This window comes from uncultured Brachyspira sp., from assembly GCF_944393015.1.
In the GTDB taxonomy this organism is placed as follows: domain Bacteria; phylum Spirochaetota; class Brachyspiria; order Brachyspirales; family Brachyspiraceae; genus Brachyspira.
In genome coordinates this window covers 25,603-51,500 of sequence record NZ_CALXYQ010000022.1, presented here as the reverse complement: position 1 = coordinate 51,500, position 25,898 = coordinate 25,603, and the positions used below count along the sequence as shown (strand labels likewise).

General features: G+C 27.4%; 25 protein-coding genes and 1 CRISPR repeat array. Of the genes, 11 read left to right on the top strand and 14 right to left on the bottom strand.

Annotated features, from left to right (window positions below):
• Positions 1-183: 183 nt before the first annotated feature.
• The 7 genes from Q0K19_RS08835 to priA all read left to right on the top strand — a co-directional run bounded on the left by Q0K19_RS08835 (position 184) and on the right by priA (position 5,244).
• Positions 184-645 carry a hypothetical protein gene (locus tag Q0K19_RS08835; protein WP_297247306.1) on the top strand — a complete coding sequence of 154 codons (462 nt, stop codon included), beginning with the start codon at positions 184-186 and terminating at the stop codon, positions 643-645.
• Positions 646-648: 3 nt separating this feature from the next.
• Positions 649-1,485 carry a pantoate--beta-alanine ligase gene (gene panC, locus Q0K19_RS08830; protein WP_297247304.1) on the top strand — a complete coding sequence of 279 codons (837 nt, stop codon included), beginning with the start codon at positions 649-651 and terminating at the stop codon, positions 1,483-1,485.
• 89 nt (positions 1,486-1,574) lie between these two features.
• Positions 1,575-1,748, top strand: a complete 174-nt coding sequence (locus Q0K19_RS08825; protein WP_297247302.1) for a hypothetical protein — start codon at positions 1,575-1,577, stop codon at positions 1,746-1,748.
• A 230-nt stretch (positions 1,749-1,978) separates the two neighbouring features.
• Positions 1,979-2,434 carry a 50S ribosomal protein L13 gene (rplM, locus tag Q0K19_RS08820; RefSeq protein ID WP_020064479.1) on the top strand — a complete coding sequence of 152 codons (456 nt, stop codon included), beginning with the start codon at positions 1,979-1,981 and terminating at the stop codon, positions 2,432-2,434.
• 13 nt (positions 2,435-2,447) lie between these two features.
• Complete coding sequence (gene rpsI, locus Q0K19_RS08815; protein WP_008723492.1) at positions 2,448-2,846, top strand: 30S ribosomal protein S9; 399 nt, start codon at positions 2,448-2,450, stop codon at positions 2,844-2,846.
• Between the two features lie 44 nt (positions 2,847-2,890).
• Entirely contained in the window at positions 2,891-3,256 is a 366-nt protein-coding gene (locus Q0K19_RS08810) for a TraR/DksA C4-type zinc finger protein (RefSeq protein ID WP_014488908.1), read from the top strand.
• A 2-nt stretch (positions 3,257-3,258) separates the two neighbouring features.
• The gene (priA, locus tag Q0K19_RS08805; RefSeq protein WP_297247299.1) at positions 3,259-5,244 is read left to right on the top strand and encodes a primosomal protein N'; all 1,986 of its coding nucleotides are present in this window, start codon (positions 3,259-3,261) and stop codon (positions 5,242-5,244) included.
• Between the two features lie 7 nt (positions 5,245-5,251).
• Here priA and Q0K19_RS08800 read toward each other — a convergent pair whose 3' ends face one another.
• A complete protein-coding gene (locus Q0K19_RS08800) occupies positions 5,252-5,860 on the bottom strand; it encodes a response regulator (RefSeq protein ID WP_048593403.1) in 609 nt (202 codons plus the stop codon).
• A 288-nt stretch (positions 5,861-6,148) separates the two neighbouring features.
• On the opposite strand from Q0K19_RS08800, the gene Q0K19_RS08795 reads away from it, so the two are divergent.
• The gene (locus Q0K19_RS08795; RefSeq protein WP_297247296.1) at positions 6,149-7,213 is read left to right on the top strand and encodes a mannose-1-phosphate guanylyltransferase; all 1,065 of its coding nucleotides are present in this window, start codon (positions 6,149-6,151) and stop codon (positions 7,211-7,213) included.
• A 3-nt stretch (positions 7,214-7,216) separates the two neighbouring features.
• On the opposite strand, the gene Q0K19_RS08790 is transcribed toward Q0K19_RS08795, so the two are convergent.
• From Q0K19_RS08790 to Q0K19_RS08740, 11 genes are all read right to left on the bottom strand, one after another.
• Entirely contained in the window at positions 7,217-8,062 is an 846-nt protein-coding gene (locus Q0K19_RS08790; RefSeq protein ID WP_297247294.1) for a hypothetical protein, read from the bottom strand.
• A 12-nt stretch (positions 8,063-8,074) separates the two neighbouring features.
• On the bottom strand, positions 8,075-9,070 hold the full coding sequence (locus tag Q0K19_RS08785; RefSeq protein ID WP_297247293.1) for a hypothetical protein: 996 nt from the start codon (positions 9,068-9,070) through the stop codon (positions 8,075-8,077).
• Between the two features lie 81 nt (positions 9,071-9,151).
• Entirely contained in the window at positions 9,152-10,006 is an 855-nt protein-coding gene (gene ispE / locus Q0K19_RS08780; protein WP_297247291.1) for a 4-(cytidine 5'-diphospho)-2-C-methyl-D-erythritol kinase, read from the bottom strand.
• 294 nt (positions 10,007-10,300) lie between these two features.
• Positions 10,301-10,711, bottom strand: a complete 411-nt coding sequence (locus tag Q0K19_RS08775) for a hypothetical protein (RefSeq protein ID WP_297247289.1) — start codon at positions 10,709-10,711, stop codon at positions 10,301-10,303.
• 15 nt (positions 10,712-10,726) lie between these two features.
• A complete protein-coding gene (locus Q0K19_RS08770) occupies positions 10,727-11,212 on the bottom strand; it encodes a hypothetical protein (protein WP_297247287.1) in 486 nt (161 codons plus the stop codon).
• Positions 11,209-12,378: a chemotaxis protein CheB gene (locus Q0K19_RS08765; RefSeq protein ID WP_297247285.1), complete on the bottom strand. Its 1,170-nt coding sequence runs from the start codon at positions 12,376-12,378 to the stop codon at positions 11,209-11,211. The genes Q0K19_RS08770 and Q0K19_RS08765 overlap by 4 nt, the downstream gene beginning before the upstream one ends.
• 25 nt (positions 12,379-12,403) lie before the next feature.
• Positions 12,404-14,749, bottom strand: coding sequence for an apolipoprotein N-acyltransferase (gene lnt, locus Q0K19_RS08760; protein ID WP_297247283.1), 2,346 nt, complete (start codon positions 14,747-14,749; stop codon positions 12,404-12,406).
• Positions 14,750-14,849: 100 nt separating this feature from the next.
• A complete protein-coding gene (locus tag Q0K19_RS08755; protein ID WP_200859219.1) occupies positions 14,850-15,308 on the bottom strand; it encodes a bacteriohemerythrin in 459 nt (152 codons plus the stop codon).
• An 80-nt stretch (positions 15,309-15,388) separates the two neighbouring features.
• Positions 15,389-16,750, bottom strand: a complete 1,362-nt coding sequence (hslU, locus tag Q0K19_RS08750; RefSeq protein ID WP_297247278.1) for an ATP-dependent protease ATPase subunit HslU — start codon at positions 16,748-16,750, stop codon at positions 15,389-15,391.
• Between the two features lies 1 nt (position 16,751).
• The gene (hslV, locus tag Q0K19_RS08745; RefSeq protein WP_020064472.1) at positions 16,752-17,282 is read right to left on the bottom strand and encodes an ATP-dependent protease subunit HslV; all 531 of its coding nucleotides are present in this window, start codon (positions 17,280-17,282) and stop codon (positions 16,752-16,754) included.
• A gap of 223 nt (positions 17,283-17,505) precedes the next feature.
• Entirely contained in the window at positions 17,506-19,569 is a 2,064-nt protein-coding gene (locus tag Q0K19_RS08740; protein WP_297247276.1) for an ankyrin repeat domain-containing protein, read from the bottom strand.
• 218 nt (positions 19,570-19,787) lie between these two features.
• Here Q0K19_RS08740 and Q0K19_RS08735 point away from each other — a divergent pair, with 218 nt between their 5' ends.
• The 3 genes from Q0K19_RS08735 to cas2 are packed head-to-tail and all read left to right on the top strand — an operon-like array spanning position 19,788 to position 22,256.
• Positions 19,788-20,975, top strand: a complete 1,188-nt coding sequence (locus Q0K19_RS08735; protein WP_297247274.1) for an iron-containing alcohol dehydrogenase — start codon at positions 19,788-19,790, stop codon at positions 20,973-20,975.
• Positions 20,975-21,970: a CRISPR-associated endonuclease Cas1 gene (gene cas1 / locus Q0K19_RS08730; RefSeq protein ID WP_297247272.1), complete on the top strand. Its 996-nt coding sequence runs from the start codon at positions 20,975-20,977 to the stop codon at positions 21,968-21,970. Before Q0K19_RS08735 ends, cas1 begins: the two co-directional genes overlap by 1 nt.
• A gap of 7 nt (positions 21,971-21,977) precedes the next feature.
• Complete coding sequence (gene cas2, locus Q0K19_RS08725; protein ID WP_297247270.1) at positions 21,978-22,256, top strand: CRISPR-associated endonuclease Cas2; 279 nt, start codon at positions 21,978-21,980, stop codon at positions 22,254-22,256.
• Positions 22,257-22,524: 268 nt separating this feature from the next.
• Positions 22,525-23,025: direct repeats of the CRISPR family, unit length 35 nt; unit sequence GTTTTTAAACTCATTCCCCGAAAGGGGACGAAAAC.
• Positions 23,026-23,626: 601 nt separating this feature from the next.
• Here cas2 and Q0K19_RS08720 read toward each other — a convergent pair.
• Both Q0K19_RS08720 and Q0K19_RS08715 read right to left on the bottom strand, forming a co-directional pair.
• Entirely contained in the window at positions 23,627-24,103 is a 477-nt protein-coding gene (locus Q0K19_RS08720; protein ID WP_297247268.1) for a hypothetical protein, read from the bottom strand.
• 18 nt (positions 24,104-24,121) lie between these two features.
• Positions 24,122-25,462, bottom strand: coding sequence for a hypothetical protein (locus tag Q0K19_RS08715; protein ID WP_297247266.1), 1,341 nt, complete (start codon positions 25,460-25,462; stop codon positions 24,122-24,124).
• Positions 25,463-25,898 lie beyond the last annotated feature (436 nt).

Sequence of the window (25,898 nt, the reverse complement as noted above, 5' to 3'; positions counted from 1 at the left end):
TTCTAGCAATTTAAATTATAAGGGATACCTACTTTTTTTAAACTAAAAGTGTGCAATATCTGTGGCTCTTAAACATTTTTAATTTATTATAATAGTTGACAATTTTACAATTTATAAATATGATTATTTTTTAAACAATAGTTACGATAATATTGACAATAAAGAAGGAGCTATTCTAGAACTATGGCTAAAACTATTAAATGTAAATCTTGTAAAACGGTGAATGATAAATACGCTAAACAGTGCAGATCATGCGGAACTTTACTTTATCCTGAAATTTCACATAAAAAAGCTGAACTTATTACAATTATATTAGATGCAATATTTGCTTTTATATATTTGTTTGGTATATATCTTTTTATAGTTAATTGCAATAATAATGAAACACCTAAATATATTACTATATTACCAGCACCAAATACATTGCCTTATTTTTTAATAATATTACTGTTTGCGGCATTTGCTGCTAGTAAAATACTTTATATAGTGAATGTATTTGCACTTAAAAAAGATATTATATACACTATAAGAAGATTTAGTATGTTTATTGAAGCTATTATAATGTTTCCGCTTCAGACTATACTGGCATTATATTTTTATGAGCCTGCAACAAATCAGGATAAAATGAATAAAAAAATGGATTAATATATGTATTTAACTATATTAAAAAATATAAAAAGTGCATATAAATTTATTAATGATAATAAGGATAAATCTATAGCTTTAATTCCCACTATGGGAGCTTTACATGAAGGACATGCGGCTTTAATAAAAAAAGCAAAAAAAGAATGTGATATTGTAATCGTGAGTATATTTCTTAATCCTCTTCAATTTATGAAAGTAGAAGATATAGAAAAATACCCTCAAGATTTAGATAAAGATAAAAAACTTTTAGAAGAATGTCAGGCAGACGTATTATTTTTACCATCTGTAGAAGAGATGATACCCGATGATTATTCTATTCATATAAATATAGAAAATAGTAAATTTAATATTATTTCAAGACCTATATATTATAAAGGCATAATAATAACAGTATTAAAACTCTTTAATATAATATCGCCTACAAATGTATATTTTATTGAATATGATTATCAGGAAGTATTTATAATAAAAAAAATAATAAAAGATTTGAATTATAATATAGCATTAAAAACTATTCCTATAGTAAGAGATGAAAATATGCTCTCTTTAAGCGGTTTAAATACTTTATTAAGCGATAGAGAAAAAGAAGAAGCTACTATAATATATAAACTTCTTAAAGAGGCAAGAGAAGAGTTTAAAAAAGGCGGTACCAAATCATCATACTTAATAGATATAATAAAGAATAATTTGAAATCTCATAAAATGCTTAAGCTAGAATATGTTTATATAGCAGACAAAGAAACACTAACTAATGTAGAAACAGCAAATAAAAATTCAATAATACTCATATCCTGCTACTGCGGCTCTACTAGATTATTAGATAACATTTATTTAAAATAATACCTAATACAGCATTAAAAAATATATTTATATTGAAATAAACACTATTATATATTACAATATAAAAAAATATATAAAGGCTTATAAATATGTTTAATAAGACTAAAGATAATATTAGTAATATAATTAATATTATGAATATAATAGGAAAAGATAGATTAATAGAAATTATCAAACTAATAAAAATTAAAGACATATCTAAAATAATTGATATAAACAACAATATAAAAGATAAAAAATATCTTGATTTATTAAAAAAATAGATAAAAACGATCTGGAGAAAATTATAAAAATAGTAAATATAGTTGGTTTTGATGATATATTAAAAATAATTAAAAATACAAAAAAATAATCAAATTAAATATAAGAATATATTTAATTTATAAATTAAATTTGACTTTACAGTATATTCATGTTATAATTACGCACCGTTACATTTTTAAGATAAAAACTACCAAATTTTTTTTAAACGTTAAATCAAGGTGTGTATGTTATGGATAAAAAAACATTAAAAACAAAAAACAGTACTTACGTTTTATCACAAAAAGATATAAAGCAAAATTGGCTAATAATAGATGCCAAAGGTAAGTCATTAGGAAGAGTAGCAAGCAGAGCAGCTTATATGCTTAAAGGAAAACATAAAGTAGACTATGCATACAACTTAGACAATGGTGATTATGTTATCATCATCAATGCTAAAGACATAGTTTTAACAGGAAATAAAAAGAAGGGAAAAATTCACTATAGACATACAGGTTATCCAGGCGGTATAAAAGCTATAAGCTACGGCGAATTATTAGAAAAAAATCCTGAAAGAATGGTAAAAATAGCTGTAAAAGGCATGCTTTCGCATAATCCATTAGGAAGACTTCATCTTAAGAAGTTAAAAGTATATGCAGGAAGCGAGCATCCGCATGAAGCTAATAAACCTACTGTAGTAAATATATAATTAGGAGATAAAAATGGCAGCTAAACAATTAACTATTTTTACTGGAAAAAGAAAAACAGCTAATGCAAGAGTTCGTATAACTTTAGGCAGCGGCAAAATTTTAATAAATGGAAAAAATTATGCTGAATACTTCTGCAATAGAGCAGCTCTTCTTAAAGTAGTAGAAGATGCTTTAAAAGTAACAGGTAATTTTGGAAAATATGATGTATTTGCTAATGTTCATGGCGGCGGTGTTTCTGCTCAGGCTGATGCAGTAAGACATGGTATCGCTAAGGCTTTAGTAGGTGAAAGTCAGGATTTCAGAACTACTTTAAAAAGAAATGGATTCCTTACTAGAGATTCTCGTGTAGTTGAACGTAAAAAATACGGAAGATCTGGTGCTAGAAAACGTTTCCAATTCTCAAAACGTTAAGATATCTTTTTATTGGGTTACTATATTGCTTAAAGGTTGGTATAATGACTGCTAAGAAGTTAAAAAAATTTAAAGATTTATTGTTAGAAGAAAAGAGAAAAACTTTAGATGAATTATTAAGCGGAAATGAAACCTATGAGGCTCTTAAAGATGATTCTCATGGTGATATGGTGGATATAGCATTTCAGGCTTATGAGAAACAAACTCTAATGAATTTCTCACAAAAAGAAAAAGATAAATTAGATATGCTTAATAATGCACTTAAAAGAATAGAAGACGGTACCTATGGTAAATGTATTGACTGTAAAGAAGAAATCAATGAAGAGAGATTAACTGCTTTACCTTATACTTTAAGATGCGTAAATTGTATGTCTAAATATGAAGATAAAAAACGTCGCGAAAAAATGTAATAATGTATGTTAAAGTTGTTTTCAATCTGCCTATAGACAGAATACTTACATACAGAAAACCAGATGAGATTAATGATAGCTTGGTAGGATGTAGAGTTGTTGCTCCTATTAAAGGTAAAAATAATAAGGGTATTGTTGTAGAAGAAGTTGAAACTATAGACGGTAACTATAAAGTATATCCTATCAAAGCTAGAATTGATCTTGAACCTATTTGTTCAGATAAAGAATTCAAATTAGCAAAATGGATGAGTAATTATTATCATTCATCTTTCGGAGAGGCATTATTTGCCGCACTTCCTGTAGGTACTCCGGCCAAAAAAGAAAAAAAAGCTAAACCAATACCTGCAAAACAAAAACCATATTTAAAACTTAATGAAGAACAAGAAGCCGTATTAAAAAAAATAAATGAAAGTATAGAATCAAATAATCCAAAAACTTTTCTCCTTCATGGCGTAACAGGAAGCGGAAAAACAGAAGTATATTTGCAGGCTATAAAGAAAGTTGTTGATATGGGTAAGCAGGCAATAGTGATACTTCCTGAAATATCTTTAACACCTCAAACTATAAAAAGATTTGCTGAAAGATTTGAAGGAAAAATAGCAGTACTTCATAGTAAATTATCACCTAATTCTAAATACAGATATTGGCAGATGATAAAAAAAGATGAGATAAAAATTGTTATAGGGGCTAGAAGTGCCATATTCTCCCCTACCCCAAATTTGGGTATAATAGTTATAGATGAAGAGCATGAAACCAGTTATAAGGCAGGAGATACTCCAAGATATCATGCAAGACAGGTTGCTTTTTATAGAAAATCTCATGAGAATGCCACATTGCTTTTAGGAAGTGCCACTCCTTCTATAGAAAGTTTTTATTATGCCTCAATAGGAAAAATAGAGCTTCTAAGCCTAAAGAAAAGAGCAGCTTCTGTTAATATGCCTGAAGTAAGAATATTAGATTTGAAAAAGGAAAAAAGAGCAGATGCTTTTCCTATGATTACTCAAAAATTGGCAGAAGAAATAAATAGAAAATTAGAAAAAAAAGAACAAATTATATTATTTCTTAATCGTAAAGGTTATGCTCCTGTAGTTACTTGTTCATATTGTCAGAGAGTTTTGGAATGCCCTAATTGTTCGGTATCTCTTACTTATCATAAAAAGAAAAATGTTGTTATGTGTCATTACTGCGGATATACTCAATATTTAGATGAGCTTTGCGATGAATGTAAAATAGGACATTTTGAGAGAATAGGAAGCGGTACTGAAAAAGTAGAAGAGCATTTAAATATACTTTTTCCAAATGCTGTAGTAGAGAGAATGGATCAGGATACAGTAGGCGGAACAAAAAACTATGAAAAAATATTCAAAAGATTTTCTGACGGAGAAATAGATATATTAGTCGGCACTCAAATGATAGCTAAAGGACTTGATTTTCCTAATGTTACTCTAGTAGGTGTTTTATTTGCCGATATGTCGCTTCATATTCCAGATTTTAGAAGTGCTGAAAGAACATTCAATCTCATTACTCAAGTTGCAGGAAGAAGCGGAAGAGGAGAAAAAAACGGTATAGTATATATTCAAACTTATTCTCCAAATCATTATAGTATAGAATGTGCTAAAAATCATGATTATATATCATTTTATAATAAAGAAATAGAAAATAGAAAAGCACCTTTAAATTATCCTCCATTTTCAAGATTAATAAGATTAGTAATAAGAGGAATAGACGAAAAAAAAGTAGAAGACGATGCCAATAAAATAGCAGATATGCTCAGAATGGAAACTTATAATGATTCTGATAAAATAATAATCCTAGGAGCTACAGCATGTGCTATGAGCAAATTAAATAAATATTACAGATGGAATATTCTTATAAAAACACCATCGCATTCACTGCTAAAAAATTTCTTTGATAAACTAAATAGTAGTTTTACAGCAGATAAAGGCAATTATATAGAAATAGACATAGACCCTATAAATATGCTTTAATAATTATTTACACATCGACATAAAATCTAATAGCATTTTTAATTCTTGCTTTAAGTTCATTTTGTCCTACAGGTTTTTTTACATAATCGCAAGCACCTTTTTCAAGCCCATTTACAACATCATCTTCATTATATCTCTTTGTAATAATAATAATTAATGATGTTCTTAAAGAAATTTCTTTCTTGATTTCATCTATTAGATAAAAATAATCCTTGTCATCTGATAAGTTAATATCCATTAGAATGATATCAGGCGAAATCTTTTTTAATTCTTTTAAAGGTGCAGCCAAATTAGATATGCAAGTAACATCATAATCATCTTTAAGCCATTCAAGATAATTTTTTCTTGTAATTTCCATAGGCTCGATTATGGCAAGCTTATATTTGGACTGTTTTCTTTTTAATTTGATTCTTTTTTCTTTTTTGTTGAAAGCCAAAAAAGCTTTTAAATCAGCATAACGAATTTTATATCTCTTACCAGGTGTAACATCAGCCTTTAAGCCATAATGTCTCACCCAATAGTTTACAGTAGTTCTTGATACTCCAACTATTTTCGCCGCATCTATAGGCGACAGCATATCATCGTCATCGTATATTAGCTCTTCAGTATTATTCATATAACCTCTCAAATTTTAAAAATTTAAAGAAAAATAAAAAATCTCCCATTACACGATAAAAGATAATACATAATGAAATTTTTGTCAAATAAAAATATTGAAATTATATTTAATATTAATGAGTTTATATTTATTAATACTATCTAAGAACTACATTTTTTACAAAAAATATATTTTTTTTATTTTAATCTATGAAATGTAAATACTTTTTTTACAATATCATTGTTTTTTATTTAATTATATATATAATAAGGTACTATAAAATAACTTTTATTAAAAGGCTTTAATATGAAAAAATCAATACTTATAATGGCGGGCGGTATAGGTGAAAGACTATGGCCTCTAAGCATGGAAAGCAAACCAAAACAATTTTTAAGTATCATAGAAAATAAATCTCTTATTGAACAGACAATAGACAGAGCATTAAAAATTACTAGCGAAGATAATATTTTTATAATCACAGGTAAAAGATATAAAGATGTATTTGCTAAATATATGCCTTCCTTTAAAAACATCATATATGAGCCAATGGGAAGAGATACAGCAGCTGCTATTGCTTTAGGTGCCATTTCTATAAAAGAAAAGATAGGAAATGCTATGATTGCAGTGCTTCCAGCAGACCCTATAATAAAAAGTGAAGACTTATTCATAAAGTCTATTGAAAATGCCATTGAAGTAAGTGAAAATACCAATGAAGTTGTAGTGGTGGGAATTAAGCCTAACAGAGCAGAAACAGGATACGGATATATAAAAATAAAAGATAATATTAAAGATGATGTATATAATGTTGATAGATTCGTAGAAAAGCCTAATTATGAAAATGCCTGCAAATTCTTAGAAGATGGTAATTATCTATGGAACAGCGGTATGTTTATATGGTCTATAGATAATATACTTAATTCAATAAAGGAATTAATGCCTGATACATACAACAAAACTATACAAACATTAGAAGCGAAAGATGATACTCAAAAAGAAGAAATATTCAAAACTATAATTAAAATATCTTTCGACTTTGGTATAATGGAAAAAATAAAAAATATCAAATGTATAAAATCTAGCTTCTTCTGGGACGATTTAGGCTCATTTTCAGCACTTGGAAGAATATATGATAAAGATGATAATAATAATGTTATAATTGGAAATGTATATGCAAAAGAAGCAAAAAGCAATATTATAATAAATGATGATAAAGATACTTTTATAGCTATAGACGGAGTTGATGATTTAACTATAGTAAAATCAAACGGAGTGCTTTTAATTTATCCGAATAATAAAGATTCAAAAATTAAAGATATATTAAAAGATATAAGAGAAAAAGATGAATTAAAAGACAAAAGAAATTTACTTTAACATCTATTTTCTTTTAGAGTATTTATTATTAAGCAAAGTTTCTTTGTACATTTTATCCTTTGCCTCTTTGATTTTTTCTAATTGAGATTCTTTTTTCTCTTTTTCTTTTCTCTCTTTTTGATTGTCATCTATAACTTTGCCGTTTATTAAAACATTTACGAATTCTATTTTTTCATTATCAACAATTTCATAAGGTATAGTTCTGCCCTTTATTTCTACATTTTCAAATTTCAATGATTTATAAAATACCATATTCCTGAAATCCGCATCACCCTCTATGATAATATTTTCAAGACTGGATTCTCCCTGCAAACTCGCATTGAGCATACTGAAATTATTTTTAAAATGAATATGATTAAATGAGAGTTTATCTATTATATCAGAATTGGCAATGGCGAAATTACATTCTGCTGTTATATTATCAATATCAATGGACTGCAAATTCGACAAGGACATATCAAAATCCATATTTATTTTAGAGTTTTTCATGATTATTTCTTTATAAACATTGGACATTGTAATAAAAAATCCGCTTTCAAAATTACTGTCTGTGAAATCTAAAGAGCCGAATAAATTAAAATTCCTCATTTGAAAAGGTCCATAAAATGAAGAATTGGTAAAAAGCATATTAGCATTTTTTTCGATTTTTAATCCATCAAAATTAAATCCGTCATAGCTTATCATATAAGAGAAATTATAAAATCCTCTATAAATATCATCTCTTATTATTCTTCTGAAAAGTCCTTCAGGTTTATCATTGCTGTTATGATGAATAATGCATAAACCGTCTTTGTACTCTTCTCTCGGACAATTTTCTGTATTAGATATTTTTTGTTTACAAATAGCCATAAAAAACCTAAATTAAAAAACAAAACTCATGCCTATATCATGAGAAATATTATCCTTACTGAAATTATCAAAACTAATAGCATAGTCAAGTCTGAATAAGTCCAAATAAATAGATAAACCCAAAGAAACACCTTTATTGCCTACTCCTAATCTAGCTAGAATACCGCTTGGAAGCTGTTGTGAAAGCCTTTTTTGTACGAAATCCGGAGCATCTAATATGCTTTCAGGCAAATCATCATACCATGCTGTTTTTTTCTTAAATAATCCCAATTTATTAAAATCTATGATCATAGCTTCAAGTCCAACAGAGAATTCATGACTTACAGAAGGTACTGATATTGTATACTGTCCTGATACAGCAAAACTTCCATCGCTTTTAGCGTATGCTACAGAAGCTGTTATATCAGTATCTGTTTTAGCAAATACATTATCATAAAATCCGAAATTTCTAACTCCAACGCCTAGCTTAAAATTAGGTGTAAATAAAGACTGCATATATGATATATCAAAAAACATACCAAAATTATTATCTTTTCCGCTATTATTAACTACGCTTTTAACATTTGCCCCTATAAAAGAACTTTCATTAATAGCATAAGCAGCACCTACATTGATTAAATAAAGTCCGTTATATATATCATTTTTTTTATTGCCTAAACTATCATAAGAATAAACTTTATTTATATCCCCTGCAAAACCAACTCCTACAGCATAAGAACCGCCTATATGAGCGTATGATGCATTGAATATATAATCATTTTGCGGATTAGATGTAAAAGTATAATTCAAATTAACACTATCTCTAAGCACTCCCATCAAAGATGAAGAGTTTTTAAATAAGGCAGATGAATCATTTCCTATCAAAAAATCTGCTCCCATCATACCTTTTGATCTTGTACTGCTTGTTTCCAAAACTGATAGTGAATGTTTTGATGATAAAGATGATAAATCAGCTGCAAAAAATACAGAAGAATAAACAAATAATATAATAAATATCTTTTTTAGCATTTTTTATAATGTTCTCTTTAATTTTTAAATATTTAATTTTTATAATAATCAGAATTATAACATAAAAAACATTAAATACAATTAAATCAAACTCAATTTATATATATCCATATTAAGTTCATTTTTTAATTTTTGAAAATCATTTTCTATCTTCTTATCATCATTATTATATAAAGCAAAAAGCGAAGAACCAGAACCGCTCATAGTTACTTTTCTATTAATTATACTTTCAGTTTTATTTTTTATTTCTTCTATTCTTTTTTCTAAATTAAAAACATTCTTCTCAAATACATTATATGTTTTTGAAACTATTCTTTCAAAATTAATATCTTTATTATCAAGCATATTCTTTATATAAAACAAATCTGATTTATTAAAATCTTCAGGAGTAAACTTTGAATAAGCTAATTTTGTGGAAACATGTATATTCGGATACATTAAAATAACATTATAAGGAAGCGTAAAATCATAATTTTGTATCTTCTCTCCAATGCCTGAAACCCAAGCACAGCCGCCTCTAATAAAAAAAGGAATATCCGCACCAAATGAAGAAAAAGATTCTATTAAATCATCATTGATATCGATATTTAATTCAGACAAAAAAAACTTAATAATATTAGCAGCATCAGATGATCCGCCTCCAAGTCCTGCCCCTGTAGGAATATTTTTTTCTATATGTATATTGTAATCATTATTAAGATTCATATTGTTTTTAAAATGATTAAATATTTTAGTTACAATATTTTCTTCTTTATCATCTTCTAAAGCATACTTACCGCTTGTTGTAATATTATATTTATCAGCTTTTTCAATATTTATGACATCATATAAATTAACTGTATGAAATAAAGATTCTATCAAATGATATCCGTCTTTTCTTTTTGAAGTTATATCAAGAGAAATATTTATTTTGCATGGTGCTTTTATTATAGGCATAATAACTTCCTTAAAATAAAACTTAATTATTTTATTTTAATATATACTAAAAATTTTTAACTTTGTCAAGCACGAGCTGTGCCACCACACCGCACGGTATAGTTTATTCTTATCTAATGTCAACTATGTGTGCGGCTGATTACCCATTACTGTACAAAAAATAAGAATTTATCTTATATATAAAACATATTTAAGCAATATGAAATAATATTTTATATTATAGAAAAATATTATTTTACATTCATAAATAACTAAAAATTGACAAAATATATTTGTTTAGGTGTATTTAATATTTTACTTTAATGGAAGTTTATCTATTGACTCTATTTTCCATTTATTTGAATTGTTCACAAGTCTTATATAATAATAAGTAGGTGAAAATTCTGTGTTTCTAACAATATAATATCCGCTTGCAGGATTAGTATTATCACCTATTGTATAATTTATAGTTACAGAATACTCTTTATTTGAAGAAGACATTAATTTTTTTAGAGAATCGGTATTATCTAATACAATATTTTTAATGTTTTCTATATTTTCTAAATCAGAATTTTTTTCTATCCAATTTATATTATCACTTAATATTTCTGTTTTCATGTCATCATAAAATGCAAATAAAGATTTTTTTCTCACGCTGTCTAAATCTTCTAAACATGATACCAATACAAATAATATCACAATCAATGTAATTAAAATTTTTCTCATTAAAAAATCCTATTTTTAAATATTCAAAAAGTTAATAGTGATTAAATTCCATTTATCATTTAAATATACCGCAACAAATTCAATAGAGTTTTCAGATATTTTATTAAAAGAAGGATATTCAATCTGAGCTATCATAATATCTTTATATTTTCTATAAGTTACATTAACATCATAATATCCTCCGTCTTTAGGAAGATAATTACAAAGAGAATCATCATTATCTGAAAATATTCTCTGATATAATGAACCTCTATTTTTTATTGACTCTATAATATTAACAGGAGTACGTTCATATATTAAACTCATCTCATTCAAAACATTGATTGTATTTTCATCTAAATTCTGAATGAAATTAGAAGTAAATTCCAATGTATCTTTATTTGCTATAAGTTTAGATATATATTTTTCATATTCATATAGGCTATATTCAGCACCATATTCCTTTTTACAAGAAGATGCAAAAGCAATTAATACAATAGTTAAAATAAAAATATTTTTCATTTAAGTTTTCCTCTCAAATACTGCACTAAAAATTCGGCAATATCATAAAGTGATAATACCACATGTGCAACCTTATTTTCTATAACACTTCTAGGCATACCATATACTGTGCAGCTTAATTTATCTTGAGCAATAGTTAAATTATTATCATTATATAATCTAGTCATACCGCTAGTACCATCATTACCCATACCAGTCATAACAATAGCAATGGCTTTATCTTTTAAAACATCATCAATAGTATTAAATAAATAATCAACACAAGGAGTATAAACAAATTTTTTATCAGGATCAGGATAAAATTTAATTCTTAATTTTCCTTTGCTGTCCATATATATCCCCATATTCTTATCACCCGGAGAAATATATACAATTGAAGGCAATATCTCCTCATCTACCTGAGCCTCTTTAATTCTAATACTAGAAATATCCTGCAGACTAGAAATAAGAGAAGATGAAAATTCCTTAGGTATATGCTGCGATATCAGTATAGGCAAAGGAAAATCTTTAGGCAAACTAGGAAGCATTATTCTAAGAGCTCTGGGACCTCCTGTAGATATACCTATTGCAACTAAAAGAGGAGTTTTAAAATCTTTTCTAAAAGATATACTCAAAGCTGTTGCAACATGTTTTTGATCATAAGGCATTATTTTTACATTATCATCAAATTTATCCATATATGTTTTTTCTTCATCTTCAATGACTTCTTTCATACTGCAGCTGTTTAATATAGCTGAATTATAATCGAAAGCTGAATCGGATTTTATAGGATTTGTTTTTATAGTTTCTAATATTACATTAAGTATATTATCTTTAACAAAATCCGCATTTATATTTCTAGGTTTATATATTATATCCAAAGCACCTAAATCTAAAGCCCTAGATGATAAATCCTTATTCTGTGCCAAAGAACTCATAATTAAAATATTAGTTTGTATATTCTCTTTTTTTAATAATTTTAATAATTCTATACCACCCATTAAAGGTAAATCTATATTCATAACAACAAAATCCGGCTTTATTGATACTATAGATTTATAGGCATCTATACCATTGTTCACAATACTTACAACTTCTAATCTATAATGATTGGCTAATACATTATTTAATAATGCACTAGTAGTTTTAGAATCTTCTGCTATAAGTATTCTGATAGCTCCCAACATATATAAATACCTTAATCCCCTTTTATTACATCTTATTCTTTTTTATATCTTTATTATTAAGGCTTTCCTCATTTTCTTCTATAATGCCTGTTAAAGCAGAAGATATCTCTGATGTATATTTATCTTTTTCAAAGATACTATAACTCTCTGAATTATTTATTATATCAGACATCTCTTTAGAATAATTTACAGTATCATCAGAAAATAAATCTATTTTTTTATTACTATCAAGTTTCTTATCTTCCTTATTTTTATTGACATTTTCTAAAGCATCAGTTTTTTTATTCACAATTATTCTTTTATTATCTGATTCTATATAAGGAGATTCTTTTTTTTCTTTTATTACTGCAATTTTATCTGCTTTATTTTCTTTAATAATATTTTCTTTAATAATATGCTCTTTAACCGTTTTAGATTCCGCTTCTTTTTTACTTACAAGATCATCTAAATCATCTAAACTAGGTAAATCATGATTATCATCATTATCAATATATTCATCAACTTTCTTTGCTGAAGGTGCGGAAGTTAATTCTACATGCTCTAATTTTTTAGCAAAGAAACGTTTTTTTACTATCTCTTTTAATTCAAATAATGTTTTAGTTGTAGCTGATAATGTAAACACTATTATAGCTATAATACAAAGATATACAAACCATTCTCCAAATCTAGTATATATAGTGATTTTATCATTAAGTGCCACATTGGCAATCAAATAATCCGGTCTCCAAAAAGGAAGTGTTGAAATAATTTTTCCTGTACTTGATATATGACCTGTAACTCCTGAATTACCATTATGCACAATATCTCTTCTATTTTCTATAGCTCTGAATACAGACATATAGAAATGCTGAAGTAGTGATTCATCGCTATAAGACCAAGCATCTTCTGTAATAACCGCTAAAGTTTGTGCCCCATTATAGACAAATTTTCTAACAAAATTACCAAAAGCACTTTCAAAACATATAACACCTGAAAAAGTATAACCATTAGGATGATTAAATACGGTAATACTCTTTCCTCTATTCCATCTATTAGCACCAGCCTTGTCAAATTGAGAATACATAAAATTAATTATATTTTTGAAAGGGAAAGTATTAAGTAAAAACTCATTATCTTGAAAAGGATAAGATTCCCCTCCTGGCACAAGTTTTATTTTAGAATACTCATCTATTACATTGCCCCTATCATTAATGAATTCCATACCATTATAATATTTATATGGGTTATAAGCATCTTTATTTGTATCTTCTTTTATTATAGTTGTTCCTAATAAATGATAAGTTTGTGTATATCTAATCATATCATAAAGTATATATGTATTATATACACCAGGATGCATATAATTAGAAGCTAAGCCATAATCAAACATATCTCTATATTCATTTATATAAAAACCATAGGAATCTAAAGTAACAGACTCTGGATACACTATTAAAGACGGTTTTGAAAGGGCTGCATCTTTTGCAAGATTCGCTATTCTTTTTACAGATATTGTACCGTTTTGAGTAACTCCGTCTGGTTTTTCTTCGCTTTTAAATTTATCAGACTTTAATAAAAATTTTTCTGCGAAACCTTGTATACCCTTAGAATTTCTATGATAAGGTTCACCTGTATATATACTGTTCCAATAAATATTAGGATCAAAAGATTTTTGTATTAATGCTATTTTAGTTTTAGGCGACAATGTTCTTTTTGATTCTTCAAGATTTATTTTAATAGCACCATAAGCAATGATCAAAACGAATGATGATATAAAAATCAAAGCAGGAATATATGGTTTTTTATATTTAATTTTATCTTTCTCAGCATATAATAACAAATAATGAGTAATAACAGAATTACAAAAATAAATAAAAAAACTAATTCCTAATACACCGAATATATCTGCTGATTGTATGAATATAGGAAAATTCCACTGCGAATATCCAATAATACCCCAAGGAAAACCAAGATATCCTACATTTCTCATATACTCCATAAATGTAAATACAACTGGTATAATAATAAAGCGAAAATCAGGTAATTTTTTAGAAAGAAATCCGCTTAGAAGCATTGCGGGAAAATAAAATAAAAATATTATTAAAAATAATATAGTAAATAAAGTTAAAAAAGAAACTATAGCTTCCGTTTCTTTTAGCATAAATGCGGTAATCCACATTAAAAGCATACCGAAAAAAAGCAGTACAAATATAGAAGATGATATCACATAATATCTAATTTTATCTGCTTTAAATATAATAATATTAAGAGGTACTAAAGCTATAAAAGACATAGGAAATAAGTTAAGCGGCGGAAAAGCCAAAAATAGAAGTATAGCACTAATAATACTTAATATAATTACACCAATTATGTATGAGTTACTTTTCGACACTTAACAAAATCCTATATTTTTTATACAATACTATTCTAAATTGATAATAACAAATTATAATAAACATTAAGATGTTTATAAATATATTAAAATAATGCTTTTATTGATTAGCTTCTTTCTTTTTTAAAGCTTCTTTAATTTCATTTACAAATTTTTTATCTTGGAAACCAATATGTTCCAAAAGCCAATCTTTTAAGAACTTAATAAACTTATTAGCTACAAAAGGCTGACCTTCTTCATATTTTCTTATCTGATCAACTATTTCAAGATAAAAACTTTTATGCATAGCTTTATGATTCTCAGCATCTGAATAATTGATTAAATCCATTATTTTTTCTTCTGTTTTGAAGTGATACTGAGTATAGTCTATACATTTCTTTATAGCTTTAATAAAAGCTTCATTTGTATTAGCATTATTATCAACAGTTGCTAAATAAAGCTCATTAACAATATTAACGAGTTCTTTATGCTGACTGTCTATAAGTTTATGCCTTGTCTCATATAGAGGCACCCATTTAATAAATACTGTACTTTCTTGTTGTTCATTGTTATTATCCATCATAAACTCCATTTTTTTTGATTATATTTACTATATTATAAAAAATAATAAAAAAATCTACTATTACTTATAAAAAAATGCTACAATATATATCTGCTTATATCGCGGTTATCCTCGATATCTTTCATAGACTCTTTTATATTATCGGCATTAATTTTTATAAATTCACCTTTATGTTCATCAGCACTAAAAGAAATTTCCTCAAAAACTTTTTCCATAATAGTGTAAAGTCTTCTTGCTCCTATGTTTTCTACATTAGTGTTGATATTATAAGCTATATCTGCTATAGCCGATAAAGCCTCTTCCTCGAATTCTATAGTTACACCCTCTGTTTTCAATAGCTCCTGATACTGTTTTGTTATGGCATTTTTAGGATTAACTAATATATCTTTGAAATCTTCCTTAGATAAAGCCTTTAACTCAACTCTTATAGGGAATCTACCCTGAAGCTCTGGAATTAAATCAGAAGGTTTATTTATATGGAAAGCTCCTGCCGCTATAAACAATATATGGTCTGTCTTTATAGGGCCATATCTTGTATTAACAGTAGTACCTTCAACTATAGGAAGTAAATCTCTCTGAACACCATGACGGGCAACATCGGCACTATCTGTTTTGTTACCGCTTGCAATTTTATCTATCTCATCTAAAAATATTATACCCATATTCTCTGTAAGACTTAAAGCATCTGATGTGATTTTATCCATATCTATAAGAGATTCTGAAGCCTCATTGATTAAATACTTTTTAGCCTCTTTAACTCTCAAACGTTTATGCTTCTTATTTGTAGGCATAATGCTTCCTACCATAGACTGGATCATATCACTTTCTTCAAAGCCCATACCAGGAATTATACCAAACATTCTATTATTTCCTGATGATATTTTGATTTCCACATAACTTTCATCAAAATCGCCATTCTGTATACGTTTTTTTATCTGTTCTTTGGCATTTTTCTTCTTTTCTGCCTCTTCTTCAGACATATTTTCATCATTTTCTTTTTTAACAGAAGGAAGAAGTAATTTAGCTAATTTATCCAAAGCTATTTCTGTAGCCTCTTTTTCTACCTCTTTCATCATAGCTGTTTTAAGATCGAATATAGCAACATTTACTAAATCTCTTACCATACTCTCAACATCACGTCCTACATAACCTACTTCTGTATATTTAGTAGCCTCAACTTTAATAAAAGGAGCATTTACTAATTTAGCAAGTCTTCTAGCTATCTCGGTTTTACCAACACCTGTAGGCCCTATAAGGATTATATTTTTAGGAGCAACCTCATCTCTCAAGTCATCAGGTAAATGTCTTCTTCTATATCTATTTCTCAAAGCTATAGCAACAGAACGTTTAGCCTCTGTCTGTCCTATTATATACTGATCTAATGCCTCTACTATTTTTCTAGGCGTAAGTTCGCTTTCTAATTTCGCATCAAATGACATCTTATTCTATTACCTCCAAAGAAATATTACTGTTAGTGTATATACATATTTTAGAAGCTATTTCAAGCGATTTTCTAGCTATTTCTTTAGCGGAAAGATCTGTATTTTCACTTAATGCCATTGCTGCTGCTTTAGCATACTGTCCTCCGCTACCTATAGCTAATATATTGTTCTCACTTTCTATAACATCACCGTTACCTGAAAGTAAAAGCATTTTTTCTTTGCTCGCAACTATAATAAGTGCCTGTAAATTTCTAAGCATCTTATCAGTTCTCCATTCGCGTGCAAGCTCAACCGCTGCTCTGGTTAAATCACCTGAAAATTCCTGAAGTCTTTTCTCAAATTTCTCAAATAATGTAAATGCATCGGCAGTTGATCCGGCAAAACCTGATATCACTTTACCGCCGTATAATTTTCTTAATTTAACTGCATTAGGCTTCATAACAGTTTCACCCAATGTAACCTGTCCATCTCCAGCTATCGCTGTAACACCATCTCTGCATACTGCACATATTGTAGTGCCTTTAAACATATTCTTAATTCCTCTCAATTAATATATTATCTTATATTGTATTATATATTTATTTCTATTGCAAATTTTATTGTACTATTTTTAAATATTATTGAGTAATAAAATAAATGTATAACAATATTAAAAAATATAAATTCTCATAAATTCATAAAAAACAATACAATAAAGGCTTGAAATTCCTAAAAATTCCAAGCCTTTCAATCACAATTATAATAAAATTAAATTACCACCATTTTTTATCCAAATTTGGCTTTTTATTGTACTCAGGAAGTATTAATTCTTGTCTATCACCTGTATTATCTTGAGTATTATTATCAGGTATATAAGCAGCACCTCTTAAATAATTAGCTATATTATTATAACCATTATCTGAAGCTAAATCAGCAGCCATATAACCATCATTATCTTTCAATGTTTTATCAGCATAGCATTTTTCTACTAATGCCACAACACTATCCATATTACCATAAGCAGCGGCATAATGTAAAGCTGTATCATTATTAGAATCTTTTATATTGACATCCGCCTTTCCATTCTGAACTAATGCTACCAAAGCATCAGTATTGTTTTCTAAAGCAGCATAATGTATAGGATACATATTTTCATTATTAGCCATATTAACGCTTGATTTACCAGAAGCAACTATATTTTTTACAACATCAGAAGATGCATACATTGCAGCATAATGTAAAGCTGTATTTCCATCAGAATTTTGTATTTTTGTATCAGCACCATATTTCAAAAGTACATTAATTGTAGAAGGTTTATTCTTCATAGCAGCCCAATGTAATGGAGTATCATTTCCATTTTTATCAGCTTCATTTACTAATGTTTTATCTTTTTCTAATAGCAATATAACTGCATCATCATTTCCATTTGCTGAAGCTACATGTATAGGCATAGCACCGTCTATGTCATCTCTGGCTCTTATATCGCAGCCTGCCTCTAGTAAAGTATAAACTATATCAGCATTACCTACATAAGAAGCAACTATTAAAGGAGTAGCACCGCCTAAGTACCAATTATTTAAAGTAGCTTTATAAGGAAGTTTTGCCTCTTTATTTATATCTTTATATTTAAGCAAAGCCTCTACTGTATCTAAATTGCTATTTATAACAGCTAAATGTAAAGGAGTATATCCGTTTTCATCTATAAAATTAGGATTAACACCTTCTTTTATTAAAGTATTTAAAGCTATTATATCATTATTTTTAACAGCAACTAAAAGTTCTAACTGCTTAACATCTAAATCAACGGCATTTATAGTATTATCAACATATACTTCTTCAGTTTGCTCTTCTACAACTTCTTCCTCATTTTCTGCTGTAACTTCTTCCTCTGCAGTATCATTTTGAGCATATTCTTCATTTTCTGCTGCAACTTCTTCTTCTGCTGCTGTTTCTTCCTCATTATTCATAGCTTCTTCTGTATTATTATTTTCATCTGCTGTATTATTATCAGCAACAACAGTTTCATCTCCTTCCAAATTATCTTCAGGAGTACCTTCTCTTGCTATATTATCATTTCCTGCTAAATAATTTTTAACATCATCGCCTCTTGCATAATATATAGGCTCATTTCCGTCTTTAGTTTTGCTCATTTTATCAGCACCTAAATCAACAAGAGTCTGTACTGTTTGAAGAGAAGAGAAAGCAGCAGCATAATGTAAAGGTGTCCATCCGTCTGCATCTTTAGATTCTATATCTGCTCCATTTTCCATTAATAATTTAACAGTTTCAGGCTTATCTTTCATAGCTGCCCAATGTAATGGAGTATTTCCTCTATTATCTACATCATTTATAGTAGTAGGATCTTTATCAAGAAGTATCATTACTACATCATTATTGCCGTTAGCAGAAGCCATATGTATAGCCATACTTCCATCAACATCATCTTGAGCCTTAATATCAGCATTATTCTCAAGTAAAACTGAAACAATATTAGTATCACCTATATATGAAGCTAATATTAATGGAGTTGCACCTCCTAAATACCAGCCTTCTATACTTACTTTCATATCTAATTTAGAGTTTATATCTATACTTTCATTTTCTAATAGAACATTCAGAGTATTCAAATCTTTATTTAAAACTGCTCTATGTAAAGGAGTATATCCTTCATCGTCTAGAACGTTTATATCTATATCTGTAGAATTATTCAATATATTTGATACATTATCCGAATTTTTTTCATTAATTGCATTAAATAAATTAGTTTCATTTGCAGTTAATGCGAATACAGAATAACTAAAAGTCAATAGTATAATCAAAAATCTAATATGTTTCACCTTTATACTCCAATCTCAAAATAAGTAATATTTATAAGTATATTAGATAATAAATAAATATCAAGTACAATAAAAAATTTATATTTAAAAAAATTTATTAAAAATAAAAATATTTTTTTAGTATTTTTATTTTTATATTGTATTATAAATTAATAATCATTATAATATTGTTTTAGTAAAAAATATAATAATATTTTATTTATATAAAGGAAAGGAATATGCAAAGTTTCATATATAACAATCCAACAAAAGTAATATTTGGAAAAAATTCTGAAGAAAACACAGCAAAAGAAATAAAAAACTTCGGCGGTAAAAGAGTATTTGTAGTTTATGGTACAAAAAGTGTAAAAGAAAGCGGATTATTAGAAAAGATAGAAAATATAATAAAAAATGAAAATATAGAATATGAGCTATTCGGAGGGGTAAGAGCTAACCCTACACTATCATATGCAAGAGAAGGAGTAAAAAAAGCAATAGATTTCAAAGCTGATTTTATACTTGGTATAGGAGGAGGAAGTGCTATTGATACTGCTAAAGCCATAGCTCATGGTGCTGCCAATCCTGATACTGATATATGGGAATTCTGGACAAAAACAAAAAATTTAGAAAAAAGTCTTCCTATAGGATGCATACTTACAATATCTGCTGCTGGAAGTGAGACAAGTAATTCTTCTGTACTTACTAATGAAGAAACTCTTGATAAAAGAGGCTTTCCTACAGAATTTAACCGTCCTAAATTTGCAATAATGAATCCTTGCTTAACTTTTACATTACCATATTATCAAGTAGCCTGCGGAATAGTTGACATGCTTATGCATACTTTTGACAGATATTTCGGCGATAGTAATAACTCAGTTAATGGAGACAATAATCAAACTACAGATGCTATTGCTGAGGCTATATTAAGAACAATTTTCAAAAACGGATTAATAGCTATGAAAGATAAAAATAATTATGATGCTATGAGCGAGCTTATGTGGTGCGGAAGTTTATCTCATAATACTTTAACAGGACTAGGACTTACTTTTGATTTTATAGTTCATAAATTCGGACATGAATTGAGTGCAAAATTTGACTGTGCACATGGAGCAAGTCTTTCTGTGATGTGGGGGCCTTGGGCTAAATACTGTTTAAAAGACAAAAAAGAAAGATTCATTCAGTACTCAAAAAATGTTTGGAATATAGATGATGATACAGGACTTAAAGGAATAGAAAAAACTATAGAATATTTTAAACAAATCAATATGCCTACCAACTTTACAGAATTAGGAGTGGGAATACAAAGCGAAGAAGTTTTGCAGGATTTAACAAGAAGATGCATAAAAGATGGTAAATTAGAGTTTAAACATTTCAGAGCTTTGAATAAAGAAGATGTTTATAATATTTTTAAAATGGCTAATATATAATGATTTTATATATAACAAATAAAAATTATAAATTAGCAAAAAAACATAATACTTTAGAAATAACAGATAAAGAAAATAATATAAAAACCATACCTATAGAAAAAATTAATAAGATCATTATTTATGGAAAAAAAGCTATAAGCTCTCAATTGATATTTGAATTATTAATAAAAAATATTTCTTTGGTATGGTTTTCTAAATACGGTAATTTTCTCGGAGTATTGAATTCAAATAAAAAAATAAAAATAAATATATTAAAAAAACAATTTACTCTAAATAAAGATTATAATTTTTGTCTAAATATTTCAAAGATATTCATAACATCTAAAATCAAAAATTGCAGAACATTGCTTTATAAATATAATAGAAAAAATAATAATAAATTTGTTGAAGAAAGTATAAAAACATTAAATTCATATATAGATAAAATTAATATTTCAGATAATATAGAAAGTATAATGGGATATGAAGGCAATAGTGCAAAAATATATTTTAAATGTATTAATTATTTTTTGCCTGAAGATTTTAACTTTCAAAATAGAAATAAAAAACCTCCTAAGGATGCATTTAATTCTCTTCTTAGTTTCGGCTATACACTTTTATTTTATGAGATATATAATAATTTAGAATATTTCGGCATTAATACTCATATAGGATTTATGCATAAATTAAGAAATGATCACCCTTCTTTAGTAAGTGATTTAATGGAAGAATTCAGAAGTCCTATTATAGACAGCATTATTATTGCAGCAGTAAGAAAAAAAATTTTTATAAAAGATGATTTTGAATATTCTAATAAAAACGGAGGAGTTTATTTAAAGAATAAATCTATAAAAAAATTAATTACAATTTTTGAAAATAAAATGAATAAAGAATACAAGTATTTAAATCATAAAAAAACATTCAGAGAAATATTATTACATCAATCTTACTCTTTGTATAAATCAATAAAAGAAAAAAATCCTGAACTTTATAAAGGCTTCATAATAAGGTAGTAAAATTATGAAAAAAGAATATACTATTTTAGTAATATATGATATATCAAATGATAAAATTCGAAATAAAGTATTTAATATTTTGCTGGGCTATGGTCATAATATACAAAAATCTTCATTTTTATGCCTATTAAATAACAGACTGTATAAAAAGATGCTTTTTGATTTATCCCAAATAAAAATAGATGAAAATGATTCAATTATAAGTTATAAGATGTATAATTTTAAAAGAAATGTAATAGGTAAAAAACATAATATACTTGATAAAAATTATTTAATTCTATGAAATAGTTGAAAAGAGTAGAAAAATGTACTATAATATATGCATCAGCTCTTTGACATATCAATTTCGCACGAGAGTGTGATTTTTTGTAAATTACATAGAAAACGGCTTGATAATTACATACCCGGGCGAAAGTAAAGTGAATTTACAAAGAGGATTGATAATTACATAATGGGTTTAAAAACATATATAAGAAGAAACTAGTTTAAAAATCTCGTATTGTAAAGAAAGATTACTAAATTTTTACAAAAAATTTAAGAAAAAATTACGGGTTTTTAAACTCATTCCCCGAAAGGGGACGAAAACTATTTTCCATATTTTTAATCCTTTGATTTTTATTTAGATACTTGTTTTTAAACTCATTCCCCGAAAGGGGACGAAAACTTGTATTTCAAACAAGATTTAACCACCGATATTGTGGCCTGGGTGTTTTTAAACTCATTCCCCGAAAGGGGACGAAAACATACTCCAAGATAGTAATTGATTTTACGTCCTATAGCTCCACGTTTTTAAACTCATTCCCCGAAAGGGGACGAAAACTTGTATTTCAAACAAGATTTAACCACCGATATTGTGGCCTGGGTGTTTTTAAACTCATTCCCCGAAAGGGGACGAAAACATACTCCAAGATAGTAATTGATTTTACGTCCTATAGCTCCACGTTTTTAAACTCATTCCCCGAAAGGGGACGAAAACTTGTAATGCCATAGTACCAGTTTCTTGTCATATTTCAGACAGTTTTTAAACTCATTCCCAAAATATTGAAGGATAATTTTTTCAGTATATAAAGTTTGGGTAATTAGCAGGTAATAAACCGCACCTATAGTTGACTGTCTCAAATGTTTGGTTATGCGGTGCGGGAAGCCACGCGGCGAGCGTTTTTAAACTCATTCCCCGTGACCGAGTAGGCTCCTTTCAGTCGGGAGACGAAAACATAGTTGAGTAAATGTTTCATACGGTTTTGTATATTCTTCTCGTTTTTAAACTCATTCCCCGAACCAAGTAGGCACTTCGCTACGCTTGTGGGGGACGAAAACAATTCGTTTTTTGTTTTGTACGAATTATCAAGAATAGCAAGTTTTTAAACTCATTCCATACAGATGAAAGGAATATCTGTTGATATGTAATGAAATGTAATCAGCCGCACGTATAGCAGACTGTATATAAGGTTGGCAATTCCGTGCGGGTTGCCACTACGACAAGTAGTCAGCCGCACCTATAGTTGACTGTCTCAAATGTTTGGTTATGCGGTGCGGGAAGCCACGCGGCGAGCGTAACTCATTCCCACTAACTGTTTTTTACAGTTTGAGGGACGTTAAACAAAAAAGAGGTGCCTCAATATTGAAGCACCTCTTTCTTAATTAACAATATAATTAAAGTATATCTCTATAAAAATCTAAATTATCAAACTTTATCTCATCACTATAAAGCGGATTACTAGGATAAACTCCTACAGAATTACATAAAACTTTTCCGCCTACTAACAATGACAATATTGAAATTATTTGCGGTGTTGATGATACCATATTAACGTACAATTCTCCTTCTATATTTTTGGTACTATTATTTATCTCTTCAATATATTCTTTCATCTTATTATAAACTGCTCTTGGATTAGTAGGATCTTCTATCTTTGTATAAATGCCTATTACATTACTATTAGAAATTTCCTTATATCTTTCAATCATATTCAAATCATTAACTTTATTTTCCAAACCTAAAGTTATAAATACATAAACATTATCAAACTCATATTTATGCAGTATTTGCTCAACTGCTCCATTATACTCTTTATTTTCATGTGTTCTTATATCAGTTAATCCTATAAATGTTAATAAATTCTTTTTCATAATATACTCCTAAATAATTTATTTTGTTTCCTGAATTAAATTGATTATCTCTTTATTTATACTATCATAAATAAAATAATTTACTTGATAATCAAAAATCATTCTAAGCAAAGTTTCGCAATTCTTTATTAAATCATCAGAGGACTTATTTAAATTGCTTTTCACAAAATCTTCATCTATATTTATCATAGTATGTGCTGCCTTATTTCTCTCTTTTTCTATCTTATCAAAATATTTAAAAGCTGCATAAGTGCCTTTATAACTATTATCATTTATCTGCTTATAATAAAAGAAAGCTATATCTATTAAAGTATTGAAATTCAAAAAAGTAGTTCTAAACTTAGATTTACCATACAGATTATCCAAAAATCCTAATAAAGCTTTATTATGCTTGTCTATAAGTGTTCTATCTATATAAGAAATAAAATTTGATTTTTTCGATATATATTTATTAATATCCAAATTATATTTATCATGTAAAAAATAGTATAATAATCTTGTAATAAAAGGTGTTATTCTAAGAAGAAAATCTGTTATTGCTCCCTTTGACTGCTTTATTTTCATGATATAAAAATATTCAAAAAACTCTCTTTTCACTTCATCTCCATTACTATAGTCTAAAATGTCTATACCATTATCTGAAAATAATTTAGCTGCCTCAGAAAATTGAGAGTTCATACGATAAATACAATGCTGCAAATATATTGGTAATTTATAATTAAACAAATCAGCTGCATTTTCATCTTCTTTAAACATTTGTAAAGCTGCACTATACTCATAATTATTTATCAAAGATTCTATTTGTGTTTGTATTTTGGAACGTTTAAAACTCAATACTTTAACTTTATCGCATCTTTTTTCTGAATTTTCTATATCTATATCTATTTTATCCAAATCTTCAGCTTTAAAATGATCCTCAAAATTTTTCTTTTTAGTGGGAGTACTCACTTGAATAGGTATCAATTTTATATTATTACTAATAACTTCAAGTATTAAACTGGATTTCATTTGAGGTGTACCTGATGCTATATTCAAAAGTATTTCATAACCTTTATGTTTATCATGTATTTCTTTAATGCACTTTTTAAAATCATTCATAAAAACATCATAATTATTAACATCATTCTCATCTATCTCGCTAAAAATATTCTCTACTTCACAGTTAGGAAAGAATTTTTTTATTGCATTTTTATATCTATCATCACCATAATTTAATTCTTTGCTTATATATAAATAAACAATACTAGGTTGATAATGTCTTATAATATGAAGCATAGAACCTTCTGATGGTCTTCCATCTACAATTATTCCTATAGGATCATGTGTACCTACTGGTGAAAATAAAACTCTTTTTTCCATAATAAAAACTCCTTAATAAAAATTATCTTCTGCCTATTATATTTTTAACTATATTTGAAATAATTACAATAACTGTTATATCTAGTTTCATAAAATCCTCCTAAAAATTATAAAACTTAATATCTGTCATTTATCTCTTTTAATAATCTCTCTATAGCAAAACTTATTAATACTGGAACTAAACCTATAACTATTTTCTTAAGCATATTACTCCCCTCCTTTATTTTCTTTATCTCTTAACTCAGACTCTATAACCTCAGCTAATGCCTTGATTATCCTTATTGCTAATATTGGTATATTCATAAAATCCTCCTAAAAACTATTAATAATATATAAAATTTATATTCTGCTATTTTTTATAAAGTAAACAATTACCCCTTTAGCTATACCTAAAATTAATCTAATCATAAGTTGTTTTGTCATAAAATACTCCTTA